Annotated in this window: 15 protein-coding genes; 11 read left to right on the top strand and 4 right to left on the bottom strand. The window is 55.1% G+C overall.

Annotated features, from left to right (window positions below):
• Positions 1-9: 9 nt before the first annotated feature.
• The 3 genes from GOX61_RS13425 to GOX61_RS13435 are packed head-to-tail and all read right to left on the bottom strand — an operon-like array spanning position 10 to position 3249.
• Positions 10-1518, bottom strand: coding sequence for a tripartite tricarboxylate transporter permease (locus GOX61_RS13425; RefSeq protein ID WP_170334437.1), 1509 nt, complete (start codon positions 1516-1518; stop codon positions 10-12).
• Positions 1519-1531: 13 nt separating this feature from the next.
• Positions 1532-2047, bottom strand: a complete 516-nt coding sequence (locus tag GOX61_RS13430; RefSeq protein ID WP_170334439.1) for a tripartite tricarboxylate transporter TctB family protein — start codon at positions 2045-2047, stop codon at positions 1532-1534.
• 2 nt (positions 2048-2049) lie between these two features.
• A complete protein-coding gene (locus tag GOX61_RS13435; RefSeq protein ID WP_170334441.1) occupies positions 2050-3249 on the bottom strand; it encodes an ROK family transcriptional regulator in 1200 nt (399 codons plus the stop codon).
• Positions 3250-3342: 93 nt separating this feature from the next.
• Here GOX61_RS13435 and GOX61_RS13440 point away from each other — a divergent pair, with 93 nt between their 5' ends.
• The 3 genes from GOX61_RS13440 to GOX61_RS13450 all read left to right on the top strand — a co-directional run bounded on the left by GOX61_RS13440 (position 3343) and on the right by GOX61_RS13450 (position 7554).
• The gene (locus GOX61_RS13440) at positions 3343-4326 is read left to right on the top strand and encodes a Bug family tripartite tricarboxylate transporter substrate binding protein (protein WP_170334442.1); all 984 of its coding nucleotides are present in this window, start codon (positions 3343-3345) and stop codon (positions 4324-4326) included.
• A gap of 76 nt (positions 4327-4402) precedes the next feature.
• Complete coding sequence (betC, locus tag GOX61_RS13445) at positions 4403-5938, top strand: choline-sulfatase (protein WP_170334444.1); 1536 nt, start codon at positions 4403-4405, stop codon at positions 5936-5938.
• 2 nt (positions 5939-5940) lie between these two features.
• A complete protein-coding gene (locus GOX61_RS13450) occupies positions 5941-7554 on the top strand; it encodes a GMC family oxidoreductase (protein ID WP_170334446.1) in 1614 nt (537 codons plus the stop codon).
• A gap of 506 nt (positions 7555-8060) precedes the next feature.
• Here the strand turns inward: GOX61_RS13450 and GOX61_RS13455 are convergent.
• The gene (locus GOX61_RS13455; RefSeq protein ID WP_170334448.1) at positions 8061-9203 is read right to left on the bottom strand and encodes an amidohydrolase; all 1143 of its coding nucleotides are present in this window, start codon (positions 9201-9203) and stop codon (positions 8061-8063) included.
• 18 nt (positions 9204-9221) lie between these two features.
• Between GOX61_RS13455 and GOX61_RS13460 the strand changes: the two genes are divergently transcribed.
• The 8 genes from GOX61_RS13460 to GOX61_RS13495 all read left to right on the top strand — a co-directional run bounded on the left by GOX61_RS13460 (position 9222) and on the right by GOX61_RS13495 (position 17988).
• Positions 9222-9779, top strand: a complete 558-nt coding sequence (locus tag GOX61_RS13460; RefSeq protein WP_217353860.1) for an Lrp/AsnC family transcriptional regulator — start codon at positions 9222-9224, stop codon at positions 9777-9779.
• Between the two features lie 249 nt (positions 9780-10028).
• Complete coding sequence (locus tag GOX61_RS13465; protein WP_170334449.1) at positions 10029-10622, top strand: helix-turn-helix domain-containing protein; 594 nt, start codon at positions 10029-10031, stop codon at positions 10620-10622.
• Positions 10623-10766: 144 nt separating this feature from the next.
• Positions 10767-12350 carry an ABC transporter substrate-binding protein gene (locus GOX61_RS13470; protein WP_254436864.1) on the top strand — a complete coding sequence of 528 codons (1584 nt, stop codon included), beginning with the start codon at positions 10767-10769 and terminating at the stop codon, positions 12348-12350.
• A gap of 56 nt (positions 12351-12406) precedes the next feature.
• A complete protein-coding gene (locus GOX61_RS13475; RefSeq protein WP_170334453.1) occupies positions 12407-13348 on the top strand; it encodes an ABC transporter permease in 942 nt (313 codons plus the stop codon).
• Positions 13345-14202, top strand: a complete 858-nt coding sequence (locus tag GOX61_RS13480) for an ABC transporter permease (RefSeq protein WP_170334454.1) — start codon at positions 13345-13347, stop codon at positions 14200-14202. Before GOX61_RS13475 ends, GOX61_RS13480 begins: the two co-directional genes overlap by 4 nt.
• A gap of 9 nt (positions 14203-14211) precedes the next feature.
• Positions 14212-15204, top strand: coding sequence for an ABC transporter ATP-binding protein (locus GOX61_RS13485; RefSeq protein WP_170334456.1), 993 nt, complete (start codon positions 14212-14214; stop codon positions 15202-15204).
• Positions 15201-16196: an ABC transporter ATP-binding protein gene (locus GOX61_RS13490; RefSeq protein ID WP_170334458.1), complete on the top strand. Its 996-nt coding sequence runs from the start codon at positions 15201-15203 to the stop codon at positions 16194-16196. Before GOX61_RS13485 ends, GOX61_RS13490 begins: the two co-directional genes overlap by 4 nt.
• On the top strand, positions 16189-17988 hold the full coding sequence (locus tag GOX61_RS13495) for an aminopeptidase P family protein (RefSeq protein ID WP_254436865.1): 1800 nt from the start codon (positions 16189-16191) through the stop codon (positions 17986-17988). Before GOX61_RS13490 ends, GOX61_RS13495 begins: the two co-directional genes overlap by 8 nt.
• Positions 17989-18086 lie beyond the last annotated feature (98 nt).

Here is an 18086-nt window from a genome sequence, read left to right on the forward strand (position 1 = left end):
TCTTTGAGATTAACCGCCAGTCGTCAGCACTGATACCTGTCCCGTGCGTGAGGCACGTATACGGGAGCGAATGAGCACAAAGATCGACAAGGCCGTGAGCAACCAGAAAAGCCAGCAAATCGCGTTCCTGACAAAGATCGACAGGCTCCCGTCAGACAACAGTAACGATTGGCGGAAGTTGTCCTCAAGAAGCGGTCCAAGAACAAAGGCGATCAAGAACGGCGCGACCGGGATATCCAACCGAAGCATCGCGAAACCAACGAGGCCCATGCACAGCATGACCAGAATATCGAACAGGTTGTTGTTCACCGCATAAGCGCCATAGACACACAGCGTGAAGACAATCGGGTACAGGATGCGGTTCGGGATCAGGGCAACACGGCTGAAGGTTTTGATGGCAACCTTGCCCACGATGAACAGATAGGCCGAGCTGAGCAGGATACCCATGAACAGTGCGTAAATCATCGGAAGGTTCTCGGCGAAGAGAATGGGTCCCGGACGCAACCCGTGGATCATGAACGCACCCAGGATCACTGCCGTGATCACGTCACCGGGAACACCCAACGCCAACAGCGGGATCATCGTCGCGCCGGCCACGCCGTTGTTCCCCGCCTCTGCTGCGGCGACGCCCTCGGGTTCGCCCTTGCCGAAATTTTCCGGATGTTTTGAGTTTCTGCGTGCTTCGCTATAGCTCAGGAAGGCAGCCGGGGCGCCGCCGATACCGGGAATGGCGCCCAGAATAACGCCAATGAAGCTGCCGCGGATAACCGATTTCAAGGTCTTGCGGAATTCGGCAAAGCTTGCACCGCGACCCAGTTCCTGGCGTTGTGCTCCCGGAGGACGGGGACGGCGTGTCGCACGGTCGAGGATTTCAGGGATCGCAAATAGGCCGATGAGCACCGGAATAAAGTTCAGCCCGGACATCAGTTCATAATTGCCAAAGATGAACCGGTTCGTGCCGTAGATCAGATCAAGTCCAACGGTGGCGAGCATCAGGCCCAGGCAGGCGGACAGGATACCTTTGGTCAGGCTGGGGCCTGCAACTCCTGCGATGATTGTCAGCGAGAAGACAATCAGGGTGAAGAACTCGGGCGGACCAAAGCGCAGCGCGAAGGTTGCCAGGAAACCGGCGAACAGGATCAGCGCGATGTTTGAGATTAGGTCAGCCACACAGGACGCATAAAGCGCGATATCCAGCGCCTTTCGCGCCTGACCTTTCTGGGCCAGTGGATAGCCGTCCAGAATGGTACAGGACGCTGCCGGGGTTCCGGGTGTCTTGATCAGGATTGCGGTCAGAGACCCGCCATACAAGCCACCTTTGTAGACGCCAAGCAACAGCAGGATACCGGTCACAGGCTGCATCGTGAACGTAAACGGCAGGGCCAGGGCCACACCCATAGGTGTGGTCATCCCCGGTATCGCACCGATGATGGTACCGATCAAAACCCCAATGCCGATAACCAGAATGTTCTCGAAGCTGAGGAATAGCTGGAAGGCTGTGGAAATATTCTCGATCATGCTCAGGGTCTCCTCAGCCTAGCGTTTCGAACATGCCAAGCGGCATCGGCACACCCGCGACGTGCAGAAAGAACAGGTACAGAAGAATAGGTAGAATGATGCTGATCGGGACGATGTAGTACCACTTGCGTTCGCCAAAAAAGAGCATCATGGCGAGCATCAGAACGATCGAGCTTGCAACCACGCCCAGGGTCGTCAAAGCAAAGTAAAACAGGAACAACGCGAAGATCAGGATGATCGTCCGCAGAGTCCCGGGAAGCGTGTCCAGCTTATAGACAGCATCAGCTTCTGCATCTTCGTCCGCATCGGGTTCAGGTACTTTCAAAAAGTAGGACTCAGCCATCAGACATAGAGCGACGACCACAACCGCAATAGCGATCACTCTTGGCCAGAATTCCGGCGACAATGCTGAAATTTCAACAGACCCCGGTGAAGCGACACCTACGGGAATAAGCACAATCAGCGTCAGAATGCCCAGGACAAGGAATAACGCCCCTGCAAACAGGTCGAGTTTCTTTGAACTATCCACTGTCAGCTTCCTCCCTTTAGCAGATTCAGATCCAGCTCTGCGTTTGCGATGTTTTCGTGAAGCGACAGCAGACGTGCCGCCCCCATGTGGGTCATCGCGCTGGATTTGATTTTAATCGGCTGCTGCAGGTCGGCTTTCAGATTGTCGATCTGCTTTCGAAATGCCTCCAGATAGTATGGCGACTGCGCCAAAGGGCCGGCGAGCAAAACCAGTTCAGGCTGCAAAACTGTCAGGCTTAGCGAAAAGCAGTTTGCCGCCCTGGCCCCGAAATCTTCTACAACAGATCTATATTCTCCATCCGCGTCATTGGCCGCTGAAACAACATCCCGGATTTTCTGGGCTCTCTCCTGATCGGACAGCGCCTCAAATATCTTTGGTGTCAGCAGCTGACGTAACAACGCCTTTCCGCCACACAGATCAGACAGAGAAACGGCTGAGTTGGATCCCACTCCTTCAGTGGTCCTGGCCTCAGTCAAAACGCCACCAACCCGACCAATCCCACTATAGGGCTGGCCGTTGACTTGCAGCCCGATTCCGAAACCCATTGCGCAGTAAATCACAGCGACATTTTCGATGTTCCGCGCAGCACCAAAAGCTACTTCGGACTGGCAGATCGCGGCACTTGGTGTTTCAAGCGCAACTGGAACACCAAGCTCTTCTCTCACGATCCCGCAAACATTGGTTTCTTCGGCCCAGCCGAGTGTGGGCGCGGAAATGACAATCCCGCGGGCTTTGTCCAGATTGCCGGCGATCGTCAGGCCAACCCCAAAAAGCCGATCCTTTTCTGGGACATGCTCTTCGATCAAGGCTTTGGCCTGCTTACAGCATGCCCTTATGAAACTGGTGCCGTCAGTTAGACCCGCCCCGCCGGCATCCCAGGATGCGATGCGATTATTCGACAGATCGGCAAGCGTGACTACCTGCTGGTACGCATTGATACCGATTCCGATCACATAACCCCCGGATCGGTCCATGGTCAGTTTTTTAGTTCTTGGCCCCCTGCGCCCTTCAGGTTGGGACACGCCAACCTCCTGAACCAGCCGCGCTTCGATCAGCTCTCGCGTAATTCTCGAAACGCTCGCGGCATTCAGCGCAAGGTTATCTGCGATCTGCGTTCGCGAAATCGTGCCTGATCCCAGTATCTCCCCAAGGACTCTCTGCCTGTTCCCGCGACCGATCTCTTCCTGTGACCAACCTGCCATTTTGCACCTCCTGAATGTATCTTTACTTAATTATTTACTTACTGCAAGTATTTTATTATGGTGAGTCCCACTCGATTCAGGGAGACGCAACAAATGACAGTCAGAAACACAGTAACCGCAGCGCTGAGCAGCCTTGCACTGCTCGCGATCCCGATGGGGGTGTCCGCGCAAGATTATCCAAGTAAACCAGTGACTTTAGTGGTGCCATATGGCCCTGGCGGCGCTGCTGATCTGGCCGCGCGAACCCTCAGCACTGAGGCGCCGGACTACCTGGGTGAGAACATTCTGGTGGTAAACAAGACCGGTGCGGGTGGTGTTGTTGGCTCGACTCAGGTCGCCAAATCACGCCCCGATGGCTACACCCTCCTAATGGCGCGCGTTGGATCTCAGGCCACCGTTCCGGCGATTAACCGGACAATTCCCTATAAGTGGGACGACTTTACCTTTCTGGGTCTGATCGAAAAGAACCCGTTTGTATTAGGCGTCAGCGCGGACTCGCCGTATCAAAGCTTTGAAGAACTAAAGACTGCGATCGCAAATGGTGAGCGCCTGTCCTATGCGTCCGCCGGTGTTGGCACCCTACTGCACATGGCGATGCTCATCATGCTGGATGATCTCGGCGTCGACTCCGAAGCGCTGATCCATGTCCCGTTCAAAGGCGGCGGTAAGGCGACCGCAGCCGTGGTGGGCGGGCATGCCGACTTGATCTTCCACAATCTCTCGGGCCTGTCCGGTGCGATCGAATCTGACCAGATCCGCCCCCTGCTGACCACCACACCCGAACGTTTTGCAGCCATTCCTGACACGCCAACCGCACAGGAACTGGGTCATCCTAACTTGGAAAACGTTGTCGGCTGGACAGGTGTCTGGGGACCCAAAGACCTGCCCGAAGATGTCGTGGCAAAATGGGTCGAGGTGCTTGGGGCAATTGCAGCTGATGAAAGCTGGGTTGAGACCACAGAAAAGCTGGGCTCAGTCCCAACAGTTCTTTCACCAGACGACACAAAAGCATTCGTTGAAGGTCAGGTTAATACCTTCAGCGACACAGCCGAAAAGTTGGGAATGGTAATCCAATAACAACCTCGGCGTCCCGGGCGGTCCTCCCCTCTTCTCGCCGCCCGGGCTTAATCTCCTTATTTCTCAGGAAACGAATATGGCGCGTCCAAACATCCTATTCATTCAGGCGGACCAACTCGCGGCGAACGCGTTGGCGGCTTATGGCAACAAGACCGTCAAAGCACCCAACATTGACCGGCTTGCGGAAAATGGAGTGGTGTTTGAAAACTGCTATTGCAACCTGCCCATGTGCGGACCGTCCCGTGCGTCTATGCACGCAGGCAAACTGCCGTTCTCGATCGGCATGTATGACAACGCCAGCGAATTCCACACCGACATTCCGACATTCGCGCATTATCTGCGCAGCATGGATTACCGGGTCGAGATGTCCGGCAAGATGCACTTTGTCGGCCCCGATCAATTGCACGGCTACGACAAACGCCACACGACCGAAATCTACCCGGCCAACTTCGCCTGGACCGTGGATTGGTCCAAGGGGCGCGAGTACAAGCCCACCAATCTGACCATGGCCCCTATTTTGGAAAGCGGCCCCGCGATCCGTACCATGCAGATGGATTACGATGATGAGGTCGAATACCACGGCGTTCAGGCGCTGTATGATCTGGCGCGAAAAGGCGACGACCGCCCCTTTATGCTGACGGTTTCCTTCACCTCCCCGCACTCGCCCTTCGTGATTGGGCAAGAGTACTGGGACCTCTACGATCATGATGAAATCGAATACCCTGCCGTCCCGCCTCTGGAACTGAACGAGATGGATCATCTCAGCCGCAACCTGCACTACTGCCAGTCGCGGCACGAGTTCACAGTCACGCCCGAAGACCGCCGCAAAGCCCGCCACGGCTATTACGGAATGATCTCGTATATAGACGAAAAAGTCGGTCGCCTTGTGGATGTTCTGGAAAAGACCGGCCAGATCGACAACACCATCGTCATCGTGACCGCCGACCACGGCGAGATGATGGGTGAGCGCGGCATGTGGTTCAAACAACACTTCTTCGAGTGGGCCTCCAGCGTGCCCTTCATCGTATACTCGCCGGATCGTTTCAAACCGGCACGAGTGAAGGAGAATATCTCACTCATAGATCTTCTGCCGACACTCACGGACCTCGCAGCTGAGGGTTCATTCGAGGACTATGCTGCTCCTATCGACGGCCAGTCTCTGGTTCCTGCCCTGAACGGTGACACGTCTGGACTGTCAGATGTTGTGATCTCAGAATTCGCCGCAGACGGGTCCACCGGCCCCAGCCGCATGGTTAGAAAGGGTCAATGGAAACTGATGTGGCTCGAAGGAGTCGATACGCTTCTATACAACGTAGAAGAAGATCCCAACGAAGTAACCAACCGCGCTACCGATCCGGATTGTGCGAATATCAGAGCCGAACTTGAAGCGATCTTGCTTGACGGTTGGAATCCGGACGAACTGCGCGACACGATCCGTGCCAGCCAGGTCCGTCGCCTTGCCATACACAAGGTAACCGAAGGCGATCCCACCTACGTATACACCGTCCGCAAAGACGACGACGAACGATATATCCGGAACGCTGGTGCTGCGGATACTAAAGCGCGCGCGCGCCTTCCCTATGTGGCTCCAGCCAAGCCTGACCGAGTATAAAAATGTCGTATGATTATGTTATAGTTGGCGCGGGCTCTGCTGGCTGCGTCATCGCAAACAGATTGTCCGCCGACCCGAAAATCCGGGTTCTGCTTCTCGAGGCCGGGGGAAAGGACACAAATCCCTGGATTCACATTCCGGTCGGGTACTTCAAAACCCTGCATAATCCAAACACCGATTGGTGCTACAAGGCCGACCCCGATCCCGGTCTGAACGGGCGCGCACTGGATTGGCCGCGCGGAAAGACCCTTGGCGGATCGTCTTCGATCAACGGCTTGCTTTATGTGCGGGGCCAGAAAGAGGACTATGATCGCTGGGCGCAATTGGGGAACACCGGTTGGTCTTGGGATGATGTGTTGCCATTGTTCAAGCGATCAGAAGTTCACGAAGATGCAGACCCCGATCTGCACGGTAAAGATGGCGAATTAGCGGTATCTCTGATCCGCGCCAAATCTCCTATATCCGAGGCTTTCATCGAGGCCGCCGTCGAAATGGGCGTGCCCCGGACCGACGATTATAACGGCGAGAAACAAGAGGGCGCAGGTTATTTTCACCAAACCGCGCGCAAAGGTTTCCGCTGCTCTTCGGCCAAGGCATTCCTAACGCCCATCAAAGGCAAGCGGAGAAACCTTGACGTTGTCACGCACGCACATACCACCAACCTCATCTTTGCCTCTGACGCACCGAAGCAGGTGACGGGAGTTTCCTACGACGTCAAAGGCGCCGCACAACAAGCGATGCTGAACCCGGGCGGTGAAGTCATCTTGTCTGCCGGCGCTATCGGGTCACCCCAGCTGCTGGAGTTATCGGGCATCGGAAACCCAGATGTCCTGACGGCCGCTGGTGTAAACGTTCGTCACGCCTTGCCCGGCGTTGGCGAGCATCTTCAGGACCACCTGCAGATCCGCCTAGTCTATGAAGTCAACGTCCCCACCTTGAATGACGCGATCAACAATATCTTCCATCGCGCGGGGATCGGCATCGAATATGCCTTGCGCCGAACAGGGCCTATGAGCCTGGGCGCCAGCCAAGTCGCAATTTTTGCCAAATCGATGGAAGGATTGGCAACGCCAGACATTCAATTCCACTTTCAGCCGCTATCCGCTGACAAACCGGGGATCGAAATGCACCCGTTCTCGGGCTTTACCTCTTCAGTTTGCCAACTGAGACCTGAAAGCCGCGGGCACATCCATATCACTTCGCCTGATGCGCATGCCTATCCCAAGATCGTGCCAAATTATCTTTCTACAACCGGCGATCAACTCTGCGCGATCCGGGCCGTGAAATTTGCCCGTGCAATGACCAGGACCAACGCCCTTTCGCCTTTCATCGTGCGTGAACATGTGCCGTCAGGCAAAATCGAAACGGATGAAGAGCACCTCGAAGCCGCCCGCAACATGGCGCAGACGATCTATCATCCCACCTCGACCTGCAAGATGGGCACAGATGACCGCGCAGTCGTTGACCCGCGACTTCGAGTCCATGGCATCCGTGGACTGCGTGTGGCGGATGCCTCGATCATGCCAGACATCGTCAGCGGCAATACAAATGCGCCGTCGATCATGATCGGCGAGAAGTGCAGCACTTTGGTTTTGGAGGACAGAAGAACGGAGTAAGCTAACGACGATGACAGGTTTGAATTAACGCGCTCGGACAGATAGCCAGAGCCATAAGAGACCAGTTTTGTACATCTACATTTAGCGCCGTGTTGCATTGTCAGGGCATCAAGCAGCAATGAAAAAGGGGAGGCTTTGCAGAACTTTGAGCACGGTGAGTGGGTATAGCGATCACATCAGAGTCAGGTAGCTAGGCCAGCGAGCCGTTTGAACGGCAGAGGCCGTAAGCGAATTTACCAATCTTGTTCTTGCGTCCAATATAGTCACACCTGTCATCGACTTCGAACCAGACATTATTTTCAACTCCGTTGCAGATACCCGCGGATCCTAGCGCTCACCTTCGACCAAGATATTCACGGGCACCCTCCGGCGGAACGTTCTGGCTAGCTGTCGAGAAGTCTCGCGCTTCAGAGCGCACAAATCCACCAAGCGCCCACGGAGCTGTCGGGCCGAAATGGGGATTGCCTGAATGGCAGGAAGATATTTGAGACTTTTGGATTCCTAGGTTAGCCGCGTTTGGGTAGCCGTTGGCGAACAAGTTCAGCCCACAAATTTGCGCCAATCGGAAGAAGCTCATCGTTGAAATCGTAATCCGCAGAATGCAAAGGGCGGCCATGAGACCCTTCTTTCCCGTTACCGATAAGCAGGAAACATCCCGGCACCGCCGCCGCGAAATTGGCAAAATCTTCTGAGAAAGTCATAGGGGGGCGATTGCCGTCAGTGTCAAGTTGAAGCGCTTCAGCGGCTGCAATAACGTGGTTTGCAGCGTCGACATTGTTAACAGCCTCGACGAACTCAGTACGAAATTCCACATTAACATCAACGTTGTGACTCAGCGCAATGCCAGCAGCAATCTGGCGCATACTGTCCTCAATCAAGCGCCGGTCCTCAGGCGAAGCTGCGCGAGCATCACCCTTCAATACCGTGCAGCCAGGCAGGACGTTGCGCTGACCATCCGTGATGAACTCGGTCACTGAAACCACCGCGCCGGACGAGGGTGGCAATCTCCTCGAAACGATAGTCTGCAACGCAAGAACGAGTTCAGAGGCAGGAGTTATGGTCTCCCGCCCGACATGTGGCATGGAAGCATGCCCACCCTGCCCCTTGATTTCGATCTCAAACAAGTTTTCGCTAAACGTAATAACGCCTGCTCGTGTTGACACGTGCCCCACCGGTTCGCCGGGTAAATTATGGGCGCCATAAACCTCTTGGATTGGGAAGCGTTCCAATACACCTTCGTCGATCATCGCCTTGGCACCTAAACCATGCTCTTCGTTGGGCTGGAACAGTAAGACAACCGTACCGTCGAAATCCGGGTCTTTGACTAGTAACTCAGCCGCGCCAAGCAACATAGTTGTATGCCCGTCATGTCCGCATGCATGCATTATCCCTTCATTTCGGGAGCGATAAGGGAAGTCGTTGATTTCGGTAATGGGGAGCGCATCGAAGTCAGCCCTCAATCCGATGGCGCGATTGCCTTTGCCCGCTCGGAGGATGCCGACTATGCCCACACCTTCGTGCACTTCTATCCCGAGATCATGCAAGTGCTTGGCAATACGGGATTTTGTCCATTCCTCCTGGAACCCCAACTCTGGGTTAGCGTGAAATTCGTGACGTAGAGCACGAAGATTCTCTGAAAAATCACCCATTCATGCAGCTCCAATTCGATGAACTCGACATCTCCTAAGAAGATGAGGGTTTTTATTTCATCTCTAGGGAAAAATCCGCTGGAAATTGCACTAGCTGACGCAATAATATTTCACATGATACAACTGGACGACTTTGACAGGGCAATCCTCCGCATCCTGCAAAAAGACAACCGCACGCCACAGCAGAAGATTGGCAATGCTGTAAATCTGTCTGCTCCATCAGTGCAGCGACGTATCAGGCGTATGGAAGCAAAAGGTGTGATCCGAACCAATACTGCCGTTGTCGACCCCGCATTGGTGGATTTAGCGCTCACGATCTTTGTCGAAGTGGAATTGGTTAGCGAGACACCTACTGAGATAGATGCCGCGAAGCTCGCATTCCGCGATGCCCCAGAGGTGCAGCAGTGTTTCTATGTGACCGGGGAAATCGATTTCATGCTCGTTGTGGTCGTACAGTGCATGTCGGCGTATGAAGATTTCACGCGGCGCATGTTCTTCGCGAACGAGAATATCAAGAAATTCAGGACATATGTCGCCATGGATGCAATCAAAACCGGCAGCACCCTTAACATCTGAATGTCAGGACCTGGGCTCAGGACAAATGGACCTGCCTGAAGATCACCGTGCCATGTGCAGCAAAAGCGAAGAACGCACTATGAGCGGCCTCCAAAACACTGAACTCAATCACTCTGACCCTTGCCTTGCACGAGAATACCAAAGACCGATTGTTACGTACGTATTTTTACTCTGGCTAAAATTAATTTTGATCTTCATGCAAATCTCCTATTGAATGGTTCAAGCCGGATAAGAAGCAGGAGAGATCGGATGCAAGCTCCGACCGCACATACCAAGACCAAAGCCAAAGGGCAGCCCACCGAACTGGGTGCGGCAATCCGGCGGCGACGTAAGGCCATGGGGCAGACCCTTGATCAAGTTGCCAAGGCAACAGATCTGACGACCGGTTTTCTTTCGCAAGTGGAACGCGGACTAAGCTCACCTTCGCTGACGTCTCTGATGGCTATAGCCGCAGCCCTGCAAACCAGCATCGAGCAATTGCTGAGTGTACCCGAAGTGTTTTCGGAATATGTCGCCAAAGATGCCAGGCAGACATATTCTCTTGGTACCCGAGGCCGGTTCTACGAAAAGCTGGGCCCTGGATTTGCCGGTGCATTGTTCCACCCGCAGATCGTGCATCGCCCTCCGGGACATGTGTCAGAAAAGATGTGTCATGGCGGCGAGGCGTTCTGTTACCTGCTTTCTGGGCAGTTGGAATACCACCTTGGGGATAAGGTGTTCATCCTGTCGCCAGGAGATGTGATTCACCATGACACCTCGGTACGCCATTATTCCGTTGTGCTTGGCGAGGTCGAAGCGGTTGAGCTTTGGGTGACCACATCACCAATGGCTGAGGCAGGCTGACCCCTCCAAGTTCTGCTTCTCAGCCGCCTCAAATCTGATGGACAGTAAGATTTTTTATCTTATTACTAAAAAAAACTTTAGTTATACTAAGAATCGCTTATTGTCCCTCCTCACAAAGCAAAGACTTTGCGGGAGGAGAAGATGATGAAGCTGAGAACGGTATTGGGAGTGACCGTTGCCGCAACACTGGCGATGCCAGTGTTTGCGCAGGAACGGGGCGGTACGCTCAATTTTGCACGATACGATGGATCGCGCCTGATCGATCCGATCTATGCGGATCGCAATCCGGACATTTGGATGGTGGGCAGTCTGTTCGACACACTGCTGCGCGGCAGCCCGGATGGAAACTCAGTAGAACCGGGACTGGCGGAAAGCCATTCGGTCTCTGATGACGGAAAGAGTGTCACGCTTACCCTGCGCGAAGGTATCAAATTCGCAGATGGTTCACCCGTGACCGGGGAGGATGTTGTCTTCTCATTGGATCGCGCGCGTAACCCTGACCTCAGCCCATGGGCGGGATTGCTGGGATCTATCAGTGGTGTAACAGCGGATGGAAACACCATCACCATTGCACTGAATGATCCTGATCCTACGATCCTCTCGATGTTGGCCACTTTCAACACCGCGATTGTTTCCAAAGCCGCGTTTGAAGCCGCATCCGGCGAAACAGATCAGGACAAATCAGCAGCGATCTTTGCGGCGGCGGCCGCCGGAGTGGGTTCCGGCCCCTTCTATCTGTGCGGCTTCGAACAGGGCGCCTCTATGGATTTCTGTGCCAACGAACACTACTGGCGCATGGGGTCGGACGGCAAACCGCTGCCATATCTCGAAGGTGTGCATTTCGAAATTGTACCGGATGATGCGACACGCATCCTGCGCCTGCAGGCGGGCGAGGTCGACGCTGCCGAATTTATCCCCTTTAGCCGTGTGGCCGAATTGGAAGCTGATCCGAATATCAGCATGCAGCTTTATCCTTCGACCCGCATAATCTACTCGCCGATCAACACGCGCGAAACACGTGCAGACGGATCGCCCAATCCGCTTGCCGATGCCCGCGTTCGGCAGGCTCTGAACTACGGGACCAATAAGGACGCTCTGATTGGCGTCGTTCTACATGGTGCCGGCCAGCCCATGAGTTCGCCCCTGATGGCGAAAGCGACACAGTATGCAGCAGATCTGAGTCCGCTCTACACCTACGACATGGACAAGGCCAAGACGCTGATCAGCGAAGCTGGCGTTGAACCCGGGACACAAGTCACCCTGACCACGTTGGCCGGTTCGGCGGATGATGCGACGATCTTTGCCGCGCTGCAACAGATGTGGGCGCCTTTGGGTATTGATCTGGTCGTCGAACAGGTGGACGGAGCAACCCGCGGGGCCAAGAACCGTTCTGGTGAATTCGACATCCACACATATGGCTGGGTCAATGACGTGAACGATCCAAGTCAGGTTGTCGGATGGCTGGGCTATACCCCCACCGCTAAGGCCGTAGGCACAGGCTGGGAGAACGCCGAGTTCAACACTTTGTTCGAAGAAGCAGCAAATGAGATGGACCCGGCCGCGCGTGAGGCCAAGTTTGCAAGGATGCAGGAGCTTTATGCCGAGGCTGCCCCGTTGCTGTTCATGTATGAAACACCCTTTGCAGTCGCGCTTGGAAATGCAGTCGAGGGCTATGTTCAGACGCCTCTGGGCAATAACATCTTCGATGAAGCTACAATCAGCCGTTAAGAGCTGACCTCTTGCCTCGCCGCCGGATGCGGCGGGGCCCTTTGCGGAGCGTAGACTTGTCCAGCCTGACTTACATTTTGAAACGGCTTTTGCTGATGATTCCGACCTTCTTTCTGGTCATGGTCATCATCTTTTTGCTCGTGCGCCTTCTGCCTGGCGACCCTGCCATCGCGATGGCCGGTGACCGGGCTTCGGACGCAGATATCGCGGCCATTCGGGAAAGGCTGGGTCTGACCGAGCCGATGCTGGTGCAGTTTTGGCTGTTTCTGAGCAACACGCTACACGGCGATCTCGGCCGATCAATTCTCATGCGAACGGATGTGATTGACGTGATCGCGGATCGATTGCCGATCACAGTGTTTCTGACCCTCTATTCGGTCGTATTGTCCCTGCTGATCGCAGGACCGCTGGCATTTGTTGCCGCGCTCAATCGAGGGCGCTGGCCGGACGCGGTCATTCGCACCGTGTTCCAAATCGGACTCTCGATGCCAGTTTTCTATATCGGTCTGGTCTTGCTGACCTTTCTCGCAGCGCAACTGCGCCTGTTTCCGGTTGGCGGATATGGCGACACGTTCGGAGAGCGTCTGTACCATCTGTTTCTGCCCTCGATCACAGTCGCGCTCTACACTTCAGCCATCATCATGCGGAACCTGCGCAGCGCAATTATCGAAGTTTTGGATGCGGAATACGTACAGTTCGCACGCGCCAAGGGACTACCTGCGCGTCTGATCCTCGGGCGACATGTTCTGCGAAACGCACTCATCTCGACAGTTACCTTGCTAGGCCTGTCTATTGGCAATCTGATGAGCGGTACGCTGGTGACTGAAACCGTTTTTGCTGTGCCGGGCATGGGTCGACTGATGCTCGAGGCTATCTTTGCCCGCGATTATCCGTTGATTCAGGGGCTGACATTGACATTCGCAGTCCTCGTTTCGCTGGTATTCCTTCTGACGGATCTTTTCCAAAGCCGCCTTGATCCAAGGATGCGCCTGCAATGAGCGATGCAACCTACAATCCCGTGGCCCAAAACCCGTCCAAATGGCGTCAGGCCTTGCGCAAGCCAGGCTTTGTGGCCGGCCTGATGATCATCGGGTTTTCGATCCTGCTCGCTGTTTTTCCCGGAGCATTTGCACCCTATGATCCAAACGCGATCGACTACCTGGCAGTGCGGCAACCTCCATCATGGGCACATCCCTTTGGCACAGACCTGTTGGGGCGAGACAGCCTGTCACGCGTGATCTGGGCCTATCAGGTGAATATGCAGATGGCCGTGTTTGCCACCGTATTTGCCCTGCTGATCGGCGTCGTGATTGGGGCGCTGGTCGGCTACTATCGCGGCATTGCCGATCTCATCTTTGGCCGGGTTGTCGATGCGGTGATTACCTTCCCCTTTCTGGTGTTGGTAATCGCCGTTGTCGCCGTACTGGGCCCCGGTCTGATAAATATGTACATCGCCATCACTGTTGTCGGCTGGGTCTACTATGCCCGCCTGATGCGGGCCGAGGTGATTGCACAGATGGGCAATGATTATGCAGCTGCCGGGATCGTCATGGGATATTCCGACCGACGCATCATCTTTCGCCATTTGCTGCCCAATGCGATTACCCCGGTCATCGTTTATTGGATGACCGATATGGCACTGGCAATCCTGCTCGGGTCATCGCTGGGCTATCTGGGCTTGGGCGCGCAACCTCCTCAGGCGGAATGGGGCGTATTGATTGCCGAAGGGCGCAATTTCATCTCAACCGCATGGTGGCTGAGTTTGATGCCCGGCATCGCCATCGTACTGACAGGTCTTGGCTTTTCCTTGCTGGGTGATGGGCTCGCTGATCTGCTTAGGCCGCGGGGATAAGGGATGGGCATGAACAACAAGACACCGATCCTCGAAATAGAAGCACTGAACACAACCTTCTATCGCAACGGACAGGCGCTGCCTGCAGTACGGGAGGTCAGCTTCTCTGTCGCGCGGGGCGAAGTACTTGGACTGGTTGGTGAAAGTGGGTCAGGCAAAAGCGTCACCTTACGATCGATCATGGGACTTGCGCGTCGCTATGGGGACGTCTCGGGGCAAGTGCGCTGGCAGGGGCGAGATCTGGTGCCAATGCCGGATCGTGAATTGCGCCTCATCCAGGGGCGTGAGATCGCGATGATTTTTCAAGAGCCCATGACCTCGCTTAATCCGCTGCTGACCATTGGCCTGCAAATAGAAGAGAACTTGCTTGCACATACCAATCTGTCTCGTGCGGCGCGGCGAGACCGGGCAATCGAGATGCTGGATTTGGTTGGTATCCCCTCGGCGGCACAACGGCTGAAAGACTATCCTCATCAATTTTCCGGTGGGATGCGGCAACGAGTGATGATTGCCATTGCACTCGCCGCAAATCCTAAACTTCTGCTGGCGGACGAACCGACTACCGCTCTGGACGTGACCATTCAGGCGCAAATCCTCGACCTGATCCTGCGTTTGGCTGAAGAAATGGAAATGGGGGTTGTTCTGGTCACCCATGATCTGGGCGTGGTGGCCCAGACCTGTGACAACGTATCGGTCATGTATGCCGGGCGTATTGTTGAACAAGGGCCAGTACGTAATGTGCTGCGCGAACCCCGCCATCCTTACACCGTTGGTCTGATGCGGTCGGTGCCTGAAAACTTGCCGCCTCGAACACCGCTTTATTCGATCCAGGGCGTTCCCCCCAGTCTGGACACATTGCCCTCGGGATGCGCTTTCGCACCTCGCTGCTCTGCCTGCGTTGAGGCTTGTGTGCAGGGCCGGCCTGATCTGTCGCGCGTTACTGACACGCGGCATGTGGCCTGCTTCAACCCGGTGATCGACGCCAAAGGAAATGCTGCATGAGTGCTGTTTTACGAATACGTGACCTGCATCTGCGTTTCCCTCTGGGGCGCAGTCTGATGGACTATGCCACCGGCCAACCGGGGCGTGTGGTCAAAGCGTTGAACGGGATTAGCCTGGATTTGATCAAGGGCGAGGCTTTGGGGGTTGTCGGCGAATCCGGCTGTGGGAAGTCCACGCTGGCACGTTGCATCGTACGTTTGCATGCGCCCAGCGAGGGAACGATCGAGTTCGAAAGTCAGGATATTTTTGGAGACGATAATCGCTCTGACCGCACTTATAACCGACGCGTCCAGATGATGTTTCAGGATCCGTATTCTTCGCTCAACCCACGCATGACAACAGGCCAGATACTGGCCGAAGCACTAAGCGTTCATAACATGCGCCCCGAGGCCGAGATTCCGGCCCGGGTAGTCGAGCTTCTGGATCTTGTGCGCCTTCCTCAGGATGCACAGCACAAGCTTCCGCATGAATTTTCCGGCGGTCAGCGTCAGCGCATCGCAATCGCACGCGCGCTGGCAGTTGAGCCCGAAGTCCTGATTGCGGATGAACTGGTTTCTGCGCTGGATGTTTCGGTGCAGGCACAGGTTGTGAACTTGCTGCTGGAGTTGCAGCAAGAACTGGATCTGACGATCCTGTTCGTTGCCCACGATTTGAGGCTGGTTCGCCATGTCTCTAATCGGGTTGCCGTGATCTATTTGGGCCGGATCGTCGAGATCGGGGACAGCGAGACCCTGTTCTCAGCGCCGGCCCACCCTTACAGTCAGGCGCTTCTTTCTGCGGCACCCACCCTGAATCCCGATGATCGAGGCAAAGTGGCCCGGCTGGAGGGAGAGTTGCCTTCGCCCCTGAACATGCCTTCAGGCTGCCCATTCCATGTCCGGTGCCACCACGCCACGGACGTCTGCAAACAATCGGTACCTGCGCTGCTGCCCTTTGAAGGTTGCGGCGAAGTTGCCTGTCATCATGTCGAAGAGATAAATGCCCATGCTTGATGCACCCGACCATAGAACCACTGTCTCAGCATTGCGTGATGAATTGGCCAAACAGGGGTTGGATGCATTTATTCTGCCCAGATATGATGCACATCAGGCAGAGTATGTCGCTCCACATGATGAGCGTCTGGCGCATGTCACGGGCTTCACCGGATCGGCGGGGATGGCGATTGTGACACCGGATACCGTCGCAATTTTTGTTGATGGTCGCTATGTGGTGCAAGCCGCAAACCAATGCGCTGATCCGATCTTTTCCCATCATCATCTGCACAATGAACCGCCAGAAAACTGGTTGGCATCGGCTGCAGGTTCAGACTGGAAAATTGGCTATGACGCAATGCATTTGCCACCAGTTTGGTATGATCGGTTTTTCTCTGCGCTAACAGATACCTGTGCCGAATTGGTTGCTACAAAAACCAACCCGGTCGATGTCGTCTGGCCTGATCAACCAGCCCCTCCGATGGGAAAGATTGAGCCATTTCCATTACAATTCGCGGGCAAGAGTGCAGCAGATAAAATTTCAGAACTGGTCTCTGAAATGCGGGCTCAAGGCGCGGCGCTGCTGGTTGAAACCCAGCCCGACAATATTGCCTGGCTGCTCAATGTGCGGGGGTCCGATGTGGCCTTCAATCCGATACCACTTTCCTTCCTGTTGGTGGATGTATCCGGGCAGGTGTATTGGTTTGTGGCTGATCGTAAGGTGAGCGCGGACATTACCGACCATTTGCCTAAACACGTTCGCCTGCTACCCATGGAAGCACTCCTCCCGACGCTCACTGATAAGGCGCAAGCTGGTCAGGGAGTTCTGTTCGATCCCGACTTTTCGCCTGAAGCTGTGCGGTCTGTGTTACGAGAGATAGGTGCAAAAGAGCAGCCTCAACGCGGCCTCATAACGCTGACGAAGGCCAGAAAGAACCAAATAGAAGTCGAAGGCCTAAGAGCTTGTCATATAGCAGACGGGGTCGCCTGGACCGAGTTCTGCGCGTGGCTGGCACACGAGGTTCCGGCACGCGCCACGTTCGGTCATCCGGTGACTGAGCGGGAGGCAGAGCACAAGATACTGTCCTTCCGTCGCCAGCAGCCGGGTTTTATCTACGAAAGCTTCAACACGATTTCTGCAGCCGCGGGAAACGCCGCCATGTGCCACTACGCGACAGGCCCGGACAATCAGGTGCCGATCTCGTCGGACGGCACATATCTGCTGGATTCAGGTGGGCAATATGAGACGGGAACCACGGATGCAACGCGCAGTTTCGCATTTTGGACACACAGGCCCGAGGGTTACGACCGTGCTTATACAGCCGTCTTCAAAGCATTTCATGCAATAGCGACCCTGCGATTCCCTGCCGGTACTCAGGGCCACCATATTGATGCAATCTGTCGGCGACCGCTGTGGGATCTGGGGTTGGACTATGACCACGGTACAGGTCACGGGATCGGCCATAGGCTATCGGTTCACGAACACCCTCAACGTATAGGAAAACCTCACAACCCCGTCGATCTGGCTCCGGGCATGATCCTGTCGATTGAGCCGGGATACTATGAGACAGACCGATTTGGCATTCGCATCGAGAACTTGTTCGAGATTGTCCAAGCAGAAGATGGTTTCATGGAATTCTCGAACCTCACGTGGATACCAATCCAGACCGACATGCTGCTGCTCGACAAACTGAGCGATGCCGAACGGTCTTGGCTCAACAGCTATCATGCCGAGTTAGTGCAACGAATTGGCTCACATTTATCTGCCAAGGCCCTGTCTTGGGTCAGTTCCAACTGCGGCCAGATCATGTGACCGGATTAGTACCACAGAATTGGCCGCAGCTGGCCACGAATTCGAATCTTCAGCGATACACTGTCAGCCGACAGTCGTTGGGCTGGTTCATCAACCAA

Origin of the sequence: Ruegeria arenilitoris (assembly GCF_013030265.1) — a bacterium.
Classification (GTDB): Bacteria; Pseudomonadota; Alphaproteobacteria; order Rhodobacterales; family Rhodobacteraceae; genus Ruegeria; species Ruegeria arenilitoris_E.

Bases quoted from the DNA above. Each gene is read 5' to 3' on its own strand.
- GOX61_RS13425 (WP_170334437.1), bottom strand. From the start codon at position 1,518: ATGATCGAGAATATTTCCACAGCCTTCCAGCTATTCCTCAGCTTCGAG.
- GOX61_RS13435 (WP_170334441.1), bottom strand. From the start codon at position 3,249: ATGGCAGGTTGGTCACAGGAAGAGATCGGTCGCGGGAACAGGCAGAGA.
- GOX61_RS13440 (WP_170334442.1), top strand. From the start codon at position 3,343: ATGACAGTCAGAAACACAGTAACCGCAGCGCTGAGCAGCCTTGCACTG.
- betC (WP_170334444.1), top strand. From the start codon at position 4,403: ATGGCGCGTCCAAACATCCTATTCATTCAGGCGGACCAACTCGCGGCG.
- GOX61_RS13450 (WP_170334446.1), top strand. From the start codon at position 5,941: ATGTCGTATGATTATGTTATAGTTGGCGCGGGCTCTGCTGGCTGCGTC.
- GOX61_RS13455 (WP_170334448.1), bottom strand. From the start codon at position 9,203: ATGGGTGATTTTTCAGAGAATCTTCGTGCTCTACGTCACGAATTTCAC.
- GOX61_RS13460 (WP_217353860.1), top strand. From the start codon at position 9,222: ATGAACTCGACATCTCCTAAGAAGATGAGGGTTTTTATTTCATCTCTA.
- GOX61_RS13465 (WP_170334449.1), top strand. From the start codon at position 10,029: ATGCAAGCTCCGACCGCACATACCAAGACCAAAGCCAAAGGGCAGCCC.
- GOX61_RS13470 (WP_254436864.1), top strand. From the start codon at position 10,767: ATGAAGCTGAGAACGGTATTGGGAGTGACCGTTGCCGCAACACTGGCG.
- GOX61_RS13480 (WP_170334454.1), top strand. From the start codon at position 13,345: ATGAGCGATGCAACCTACAATCCCGTGGCCCAAAACCCGTCCAAATGG.
- GOX61_RS13485 (WP_170334456.1), top strand. From the start codon at position 14,212: ATGAACAACAAGACACCGATCCTCGAAATAGAAGCACTGAACACAACC.
- GOX61_RS13490 (WP_170334458.1), top strand. From the start codon at position 15,201: ATGAGTGCTGTTTTACGAATACGTGACCTGCATCTGCGTTTCCCTCTG.
- GOX61_RS13495 (WP_254436865.1), top strand. From the start codon at position 16,189: ATGCTTGATGCACCCGACCATAGAACCACTGTCTCAGCATTGCGTGAT.